Source organism: Paenibacillus sp. sgz302164, from assembly GCF_056120505.1.
Genome location: NZ_JBVYOL010000032.1, coordinates 72,278 through 80,386, shown reverse-complemented (window position 1 = coordinate 80,386; position 8,109 = coordinate 72,278). Strand labels below are relative to the sequence as shown.

8 protein-coding genes are annotated in these 8,109 nt (G+C 52.1%); 3 read left to right on the top strand and 5 right to left on the bottom strand.

What is annotated here, in order from left to right; translation table 11 throughout:
- Positions 1-3 precede the first annotated feature (3 nt).
- Positions 4-699 (top strand): IS4 family transposase, encoded by a 696-nt coding sequence (locus AC0LWT_RS33925; protein ID WP_474685919.1) that lies wholly within the window; start codon positions 4-6, stop codon positions 697-699.
- Positions 700-1,278: 579 nt separating this feature from the next.
- Here the strand turns inward: AC0LWT_RS33925 and AC0LWT_RS33920 are convergent.
- The 5 genes from AC0LWT_RS33920 to AC0LWT_RS33900 all read right to left on the bottom strand — a co-directional run bounded on the left by AC0LWT_RS33920 (position 1,279) and on the right by AC0LWT_RS33900 (position 6,851).
- Positions 1,279-2,079, bottom strand: a complete 801-nt coding sequence (locus AC0LWT_RS33920; protein WP_474685915.1) for an ABC transporter ATP-binding protein — start codon at positions 2,077-2,079, stop codon at positions 1,279-1,281.
- Positions 2,066-3,076 carry an ABC transporter ATP-binding protein gene (locus tag AC0LWT_RS33915; RefSeq protein WP_474685913.1) on the bottom strand — a complete coding sequence of 337 codons (1,011 nt, stop codon included), beginning with the start codon at positions 3,074-3,076 and terminating at the stop codon, positions 2,066-2,068. The genes AC0LWT_RS33920 and AC0LWT_RS33915 overlap by 14 nt, the downstream gene beginning before the upstream one ends.
- Positions 3,077-3,078: 2 nt before the next feature.
- Positions 3,079-3,915, bottom strand: a complete 837-nt coding sequence (locus tag AC0LWT_RS33910) for an ABC transporter permease (protein ID WP_474685911.1) — start codon at positions 3,913-3,915, stop codon at positions 3,079-3,081.
- 2 nt (positions 3,916-3,917) lie between these two features.
- Complete coding sequence (locus AC0LWT_RS33905; protein WP_474685909.1) at positions 3,918-4,928, bottom strand: ABC transporter permease; 1,011 nt, start codon at positions 4,926-4,928, stop codon at positions 3,918-3,920.
- 87 nt (positions 4,929-5,015) lie between these two features.
- The gene (locus AC0LWT_RS33900; protein ID WP_474685907.1) at positions 5,016-6,851 is read right to left on the bottom strand and encodes an ABC transporter substrate-binding protein; all 1,836 of its coding nucleotides are present in this window, start codon (positions 6,849-6,851) and stop codon (positions 5,016-5,018) included.
- A gap of 338 nt (positions 6,852-7,189) precedes the next feature.
- Here AC0LWT_RS33900 and AC0LWT_RS33895 point away from each other — a divergent pair, with 338 nt between their 5' ends.
- Positions 7,190-7,528: a L,D-transpeptidase gene (locus tag AC0LWT_RS33895; RefSeq protein WP_474685905.1), complete on the top strand. Its 339-nt coding sequence runs from the start codon at positions 7,190-7,192 to the stop codon at positions 7,526-7,528.
- 120 nt (positions 7,529-7,648) lie between these two features.
- Positions 7,649-8,038, top strand: coding sequence for a DUF1904 family protein (locus AC0LWT_RS33890; RefSeq protein ID WP_474685903.1), 390 nt, complete (start codon positions 7,649-7,651; stop codon positions 8,036-8,038).
- Positions 8,039-8,109: the final 71 nt, after the last annotated feature.

Here is an 8,109-nt window from a genome sequence, read left to right as displayed (position 1 = left end):
GCGGTGTCCGACCAAGCGGGGGCGCTTTCCTTAGTGGTGGAGGACGATGCGATCTATGTGTTCGACCGAGGCTATCTCAATTACCACTTGTACCATGAATGGTCGCAGCGAAAAATCTCGTTTGTCGCTCGAGTGAAGGCAAATTCCAGCTTCCGCGTTTTGAAAGACTTTCCGGTTCCAGCGAACTCGAATATCCTCAAAGATGCGCTTGTGGAAGTCAAAGACTTGAAGAGCGGAGAATGTTTCCAGCTCNTCCAGCTTCGGCTGGTGGAATACACGGACGACAAACAGCGAGTCTACCGGGTAGTGACAAGTCTTTGGAAGCATACCGCGGAAGAGATTGCTGAGATGTACAAAAGCCGCTGGTTCATCGAACTGTTTTTCAAGTGGATCAAAAGCCATTTGAAGATCAAAAAGTTATTCAACCACAAACCGGAAGCAGTATGGAACCAGATTTACATCGCACTTATCGCATACGGGTTAAGCGAGCTCGTCAAACAAGAAGCGCAAACCAAAGAAACGACATGGACGGTTCTCAAAACGATGCGGCATTATTGGTTCCACACGTGGGATGTATTCGTTCAGGCTCTCAACCGGGAGCCGGAGCGCTTATCGGCAGGACGACGAAAAAAGGCCAAACGAGGACGCACCCGAAAACATCCTAAAAAGTTAAAGGCCCAACAGATTGTAATCAAATAAGCATCAATTAAACATAAAAGGTATATTATGGGTATTGTCTAGACTTAGGCGGACGTTGACTTTTTTCGATACTTCCAAGAAAAGTGGAATGGTAAAATTTATATATATATCGAATTATAGTAAATTGCAACCAAACGACACTCAACTACATGCGTGCCATCTCATCTCGAATACCTTTATATGGGTTTCATCCCACAGTTAGGGTTTTGTTTGCAAAGCCAGTGGGAATTTTCGCCAAAAATGAACCTGAGCCCATGTTCGCGGCGAAAAGCCTGCACATTTGCAGGAATATGCCGTGGCCGGCGCATCCGTCGAGCAAAAACTGTACTTTTGCAGGTTTTCTTCACGCAACCAGGCGGATGGTGCGACCGGCCGGCTCTGACGCGCGGGTTTCTCCATAGCCTGCGAAAGTGCAGGCTTTCTACCGTCGCGCGGGGGCGACCGCCGCCATGTGCCCGGCGGCACAACGCGCGCCCGGGATTCGCCCGCGCCGGTACTCCGCGGACGAGCCCCGCCCGGCACGCGAAAGACGCAAAAAGACGCCCCCCTTCGGGTTCGGGAAGGCGTCTTTCCGCATGTTCAAGCCAGATTCCAGGCTGAATGAATTTTCGGCACGTCGGCGATCAACTGCTTCGTATACCGGTGCGACGGATGGAGAATGATGTCCTCCGCGCTGCCTCTTTCCACGATTTTGCCTTTTTCCATAATGTATATCGTATCGCTTACATAATAGGCCAGCCCGACATCGTGCGTAATGAAAATGATCGTCATGTTGTTTTCATCGCGCAGCTTCAGCAGCATATCGAGAATCGTCGAGCGGGAGCAGGCATCCACCATCGATGTCGGCTCGTCGGCAATCAGCACCTTCGGGTGCAGTATGAAAATCCGCGCGATCATAAGCCGCTGCATCTGCCCGCCGGAAAGCTCGAACGGATATTTGTTGTACAGCTCCTCAAATTTCAAATTGACGAACGAACAAGCTTCTTTCATCTTCTGAAACTGCTCTTCTTTGGTCAGCTTCAGCCCTTGCAGTTTGATGCAATCCATCAGCAGCTTGTCGACTTTGTGGAACAAATTGAACGAGGAAAAAGGGTCCTGGAATATTGCCTGGATATCTTTCCAGTACGCCTTCCGGCTTGCGTGCGTTTTTAGCTGCCGCCGCTCCCCCTTGTACTCGATAGTCCCGCTTGTCTCCTTCAGCAGCCCCATGATGATTTTGGCCACAGTCGTTTTGCCGCTGCCGCTTTCCCCGACGATGGAGGCGATCTCCCCTTCGCGGAAGTCGAAGCTCACATCCTGCACGGCGGTCGTCTTGTTTTTGCCGTACCCGAAAACTTTCGTAATCTGCTGCCCGCTAATCAGTACGTCACTGCCGCTCATTCGCAGACCACTCCTTTAACGTCCGGACTTCAAAATGGCACCGGTACATGCGGCCATCCACCGTTACGCCGGCTACTTTGCCCGCCTTGCACGCATCCTGCGCATAGGAGCAGCGATCTGCGAACCTGCACCCGTCGGGCACGTTTTTCAAGTTCGGCGGAGCCCCCGGAATCGCTGCCAGCTTGTGCCGCTTCATGCCTTCTTCGGGAACGATAATGGAGCCCATCAGCTTTTTCGTGTAAGGGTGAAGCGGATCGAAAATCATCTGGTGCGACGTCCCCCTTTCGACGATTTCGCCGGCGTACATGACGACAATATCGTCGGTAACATGGTAGAGCAGCGGGAGTTCATGCGTAATGAACACGAGCGAGCGGATGAACTTTTTTTCCAGCAAATCCTTCAAAAGCTTAACCACCGCCTTCTGCGAGGTGACGTCCAGCGCGGAGGTCGGTTCATCGGCGATCAGCACTTTCGGGTTCAGTATGGTGGAAATCGCGATCACCGTTCTTTGCTTCATGCCTCCTGAAAGCTCATTCGGATACGCATTCAGCACGTTCGGCGACAAATTCAACGTTTCAAAACGTTCCGCAGCCAGCGCCCACACCTGCTGTTTGGTCAGCTCGGGCCGATGCTCTTTCATTATATCTTCAATAAAGCGAATGATTTTCATCGTCGGATTTAACGCGTTCATGGCCGCTTGCGGAATGTAGGCGATTTCCCGGCCGGAGACCTGTTTCCTGAGCTGCTCCTTGTCAAGCTTCATAATATCCGTGCCGTCGACCGAGATGGAGCCGCTGCCATAATAGAGCGGAGCGAAATAAAAGCCCATCAGACTGAGTGCCAGCGTGGACTTGCCGCAGCCGGACTCGCCGGCGATCCCCAAAGTTTTGCCGTCTTCCAGCACGAAGTCAACTCCGTCGACCGCGTACACCTTTTCTTTTAACCGGGTTTTGTAATAGGTTTTTAAGTTTTTCACTTCCAGAATAAGTTTGCTCATAGCTAGCTCCTTATTTTAGGGTTGAATATTTCGTCCATCCCCGTATTCATCATGTACAGCGAGAAGGTAATGACCGCAATGGAGAAAGCCGCCGGAATGAACGCCCACCAGGCCCCTGCCACCGGAGCTTCGAACACCAAAGCCCAGTTCATCAAAATACCGAGCGAAATGGTGTTGTAAGGCCCCAGACCCAGCATGGAAATGGAAGCTTCCGCCAAAATGCCGGATGCGGTTTGCAGAACGAAAGCCATGACGACATAGGAGGCGATGTAAGGAAGAATTTCGGAAACGATAATTGTCGGCGTACTGTGTCCGGAAATTTTGGCGATGTTCACATGGTCCCTGCCCCGCAGCGAAGTTGTTTGGGCCCGCACCGACCTCGCCGTCCACGGCCAGCTCGTTATGCCGATGATCAGCGCCGTCACAAGGGAGCTCCGGGAGTTGATGCTGACCGAGACCAGAATCAAAATAATAAAAGACGGGATGACGATAAAAATGTTGGTGACGGTCGTCAAAATGTTGTCCCACAAGCCCCCGATATAGCCCGAGGCCAGCCCGATAACGAGCCCGATGACGGTGGCGCAGACGCCTGCGATCAGCCCTACCTTGACGGAAGTCCGTATCCCGTACATCAGCTCGAGAAAAATGTCCCGGCCAAAGTTGTCCGAGCCCAAAATCATGCCGCCGCCCGGCGGCTGGAAAGCGAGCGCGACCATCTCAAGCGGATCGCTGCGGTTGATAAGCGGGTATACGGTAACTAGCGCCAGCATGATCACCAGTGCCACCGCTCCGATCATAAATTTGGGAGATTTCAGTAAAATTCGGACCGTATGCGTCATAGTCATTGATCCTCCATTTGCGCAGCCTTGATTCTCGGATCGACAATGCCGTAAATGATTTCGATCAGGAAATTCGCCAGCAGTACGGTGACCGCGATCAACAGCGTACAGCCGGAGATGAGCGGGTAATCCAGCTGCCGGATCGCCGTAAACAGCCAAGTGCCGATGCCTGGATAGCTGAATACGATTTCGCAAATGAGCGAACCGCCGACCATCGTGCCGATCGATAAGGCGAGGCCGGTAATTTGCGGCAGCATCGCATTTTTAAACACGTACTTGGCGATTTTCGAATCGCGGATGCCGAGCAGCTTGCTGTACAGCACATAGTCGGAATTCAATTCATAAATCGACATCTCCCTCATGCCGATCGCCTGCCCGCCGATGGTTACGAGCACAATCGAGAGGAACGGCAGCGTATGATGCCTGATGACGGAAAGGATGAAATCCATGCTCAGGTTCGGAATCATCTGGTAATCGTACCCTCCGGACGGCGGAAACCAATGCAAGTGAAGCGCAAAGACGAACAGCATAATAATCGCCAAAGTAAAAAAAGGAATCGAATTAATAAATAAAGCGACCGGAAAAATCACTTTGTCCAGAACGCCCTTTTTGTAAGCCGCTACGGCGCCGAGCATGTTGCCCAGCAGCCACCCGACCAATATGGCGGGCAGTTGGAGCGCAACCGTCCACGGAATGGCGGAAGCCAAAATGTCCGTCACTTTTTTCGGATACAGGCCGAAGGACGTACCCAGGTTGCCTGTCAGCAAGTTTTTAACGTAGATGGCAAATTGCGTGCCGAGCGGCTTATCGACGCCGAATTCGGTCATGAACGTTTCGTACACTTTTTTGATCGTATCGCTGTCGGTCATGCCCTGGGTCACTTGCGAGACGATGCTGCTGACAGGGTTTCCCTGAATCAGTCTCGGCAAAATGAAATTTAAGGCGACCGCTATGACGAGCGTAAGCAAATACCAGAACAACTTTTTGACAAAATATTTGGCATAGGCATTCAAAGCTTGAGCACCTCCTGCTTGAGCTTTTCGGACAAAAAGAAGCCTATACAGGACAAATCCGCTTCTCCCATACAGGCCCCTTTCCGGTTAGTTATGAATTTGATACAGCGCTCTGACGCCGGCCCCGTCCATGGCGATCTGCGGAGGAATGTTGCTTCCGTCGCCGTCCACAGGGAACCCTTTCCAAACAGTTTCGTTTACGGTATGAAATACCCATGGTCTGTACATCAGCGGCACGGACGGAACGTCGGTCAGCCACATTGTGGTAAGGTCCGTATACAGATTTTTAAGCTGCGCCCCGTCGGATAGGGTCGGGATTTTATCGATAATTTCGTCCGCCTTGTCGTTTTTGTACCGGCCCCAGTTCCAGAACGCCATTTCACCGATCGGCGCAACGCCCTTGGAGTACATAATCGTCCGCGCCCTGTTCCATGGCTGGCTCGGGCTGACTCCGCCGGCCGGGGTGTTCATAATGATATCGAACTTGCCTGTCTGATAATCGTTGGTCCATACCGGCGCCTCGGGGAATTTCGTTCTGATTTCGATGCCGATCGCCTTGGCGCTTTGCGCCACGATTTCCAGCGCGGCGTTCCAATCGGACCACCCGTACGGACATTCGATGTCGTAAGGCCCGAGCCTTGTGCCGTTCAGCACGCGGATGCCGTCGGCGCCTTTCTTTGCGCCGATTTTGTCGAGCAGCTCGTTCGCGCCTTTGACGTCCGTCGTCCACTGCAGCGGCTTGATGGCGGCCTGATCGACATACTTGGCTTCGGCGTCGGTGGCCAGCGTCAGCGAAGGCTGCATGGCCGCCGAATATCCGCTCATGGCGAGATCGGATATTTTTTTGTAGTCGATGCTCATCGCGAGCGCCCGCCGGACATCGGCATTATCAAGCCCTTTTTTCGACAAATTGAAGAAAATGGACGGCATCGAGCCCGGCAAATAGTAAGGGGCGTCCTTCAAATACGTTTTGATGGGAGCGCCGTTCTTCCACATGTTCCATACCTGCGGAGTGAACTGCTGGGATACGTCGACCTGGCCGTTCTTGAAAGCAAGGTCGCCTGCGGCATTATCCTTGTAAATGATATGCGCGATATATTTGGGCGCGGGAAGCTTGCCGAACAGCGATTTGCCCCAATAGTTGTCATCCCGGCTGACGACAATTTTTTGGTCGTTGTAAAAATACATTTTGTACGGACCCGTTCCTACCGGATCGGCATTGACTTCCTTGCGGATCGCGGCCAGGTCGTTGCCCGCCTTCTTCTCCACCTCTTCCCATACATGCTTCGGAAGCATGGGGATCATTTCGATGCTTTCGAGCACCGTAAGCTTGTTCGGATTCGATTTGCTCAGTTTGATGTTGACCGCATTCGCTCCGTCGGCGGATACATCCTCTATATAAGCCCAGTAACTGCTCCAGTTAATGTCATATTTTTTCGCCAGCTTGTAAGTGTAGACGACATCGTCCGCCGTAAAAGGCTTGCCGTCGCTCCATTTCGCATCCTTGTTCAGATCGATTTTTAAAGTCATGTCGTCGGTCCAGGCGTATTTGGAGCCGAGCAGCGGTTCCATTTTGCCATCCAACTGGTTGATCATGAACAAAGTCTCGTAAATCAATTCCCGGGAATTTCCGTAGTTGATCGGAAAAGCCGGGTTGCCGCTGAGCAGGTTGAAGTTGGTGGGAGCCCCCCACTGCAAACCGTTGACGTAAAGCGTCTCGTTTCTCGGCGTTTCCTTGGCGTCGCCCGTCCCTGCTTGCTGTGCCGCCGTCGGCTGCGGGGTTGCGGTCCGGGCGGTTTCTTGCCCCACTGTCGGACTGGGCTGCTGACTCGCGGTGGTAGGCGGCGGTGTGGTGCATCCTGTGAACATGACTGCCGCCATGGTAAGCGCAGCAATCGGGCTGCCGGCATGTTTAAACTTCATGTATGCCCCTCCATTCATGTAATTTCATATGAAAACTTGGAAAAGTTCCCATATGGTATATGCAAGGTCGGACGCAGGGCGCCTTCCCTTTCATATCACACGTTGTAAGCGATTACATTTTCTCTTATATAATAAACCCATCCAAACGATTGGGCTGTTTCGCACACGTGAAAAAGAATGACATGAATGGAGCCGACCGGCCGGCATGCAGATGGCAGCGCTCTCACATTAATATTGTATTCAGCGTTTTCGGGTAAATAACAACAACTGTTATTTTTTTGTCGCAGTTGAATTTGCCGCATCGCCCGCCGCATAGAATATAGCGAGGTGATTCGATCATGCCCAAATACCGCATCATTATCGACCTTCCCAGCTTCCGGCTCTATCTCCTGGATGGCGATACGGTAGTCAAATCTTATCCGATCGGCATAGGCAAAATGCTCACGCAAACGCCGACCGGGCACTTTACCATTATCAATAAAGTGCCGAACCCCGGAGGCCCGTTCGGAGCGTTCTGGATGGGGCTCAGCAAGCCCCACTACGGCATTCACGGCACGAACGATCCTTCCTCGATCGGACGGCACGTTTCGCACGGCTGCATCCGGCTGCACAACCATGACGTGCTCGAATTAGCCAGGCTTGTCCCGCTTCATACCGGGGTGACGATTCGCTCTTAAGCGGTTCCTTCATTCTAAAACCGAGAATGATTCGATCTAATATTTATTTTGATTTCCATGTGCTATTTTTACTAGACTATAATGGCACAATTCCAACTACTTTGCGAAGAAGGAACCGACATGCCTTATCTTAGATTCAAAGGTTTTGACAAACATTTTTTATCCGATATTTCCCAAGAAATCGTGGAAACGTTCGCGGAAGCGGCCCATCTCCTTCATGAAAAAGTGAAAGTCGAGCTGCTTCAGGCGGAGCTGATTGCCAACTCGCCCCTTTCGCTGGAAATATTGATGTTTCCGCGGGAACAGGAGATGCACGATACAATCGCTCGGGACATGCACGCGCTGCTCTGCCGGTACGGATTCAGCCAGGTGCATATATTTTTCATCCTGCTGTCCCCCGCTCTTTACTACAAAGAAGGGCTCCCTTTGCAAAATGCCCAGACCCCCCCGCGTCAAAGGCAAGAGCCGCAATCCGCCCGGCTGCACGAAGAAAACCTGCAAAATACATGAATTTGCGTCCTTGATCGGCGGCCGCGAACAATTCCTGCAAAAGTGCAGGCTTTTCAGCAAATACATGGACT

Coding starts and splice junctions, on each gene's coding strand:
- AC0LWT_RS33910 (WP_474685911.1), bottom strand. CDS start 3,915: ATGACGCATACGGTCCGAATTTTACTGAAATCTCCCAAATTTATGATC.
- AC0LWT_RS33920 (WP_474685915.1), bottom strand. CDS start 2,079: ATGAGCGGCAGTGACGTACTGATTAGCGGGCAGCAGATTACGAAAGTT.
- AC0LWT_RS33895 (WP_474685905.1), top strand. CDS start 7,190: ATGCCCAAATACCGCATCATTATCGACCTTCCCAGCTTCCGGCTCTAT.
- AC0LWT_RS33900 (WP_474685907.1), bottom strand. CDS start 6,851: ATGAAGTTTAAACATGCCGGCAGCCCGATTGCTGCGCTTACCATGGCG.
- AC0LWT_RS33915 (WP_474685913.1), bottom strand. CDS start 3,076: ATGAGCAAACTTATTCTGGAAGTGAAAAACTTAAAAACCTATTACAAA.
- AC0LWT_RS33890 (WP_474685903.1), top strand. CDS start 7,649: ATGCCTTATCTTAGATTCAAAGGTTTTGACAAACATTTTTTATCCGAT.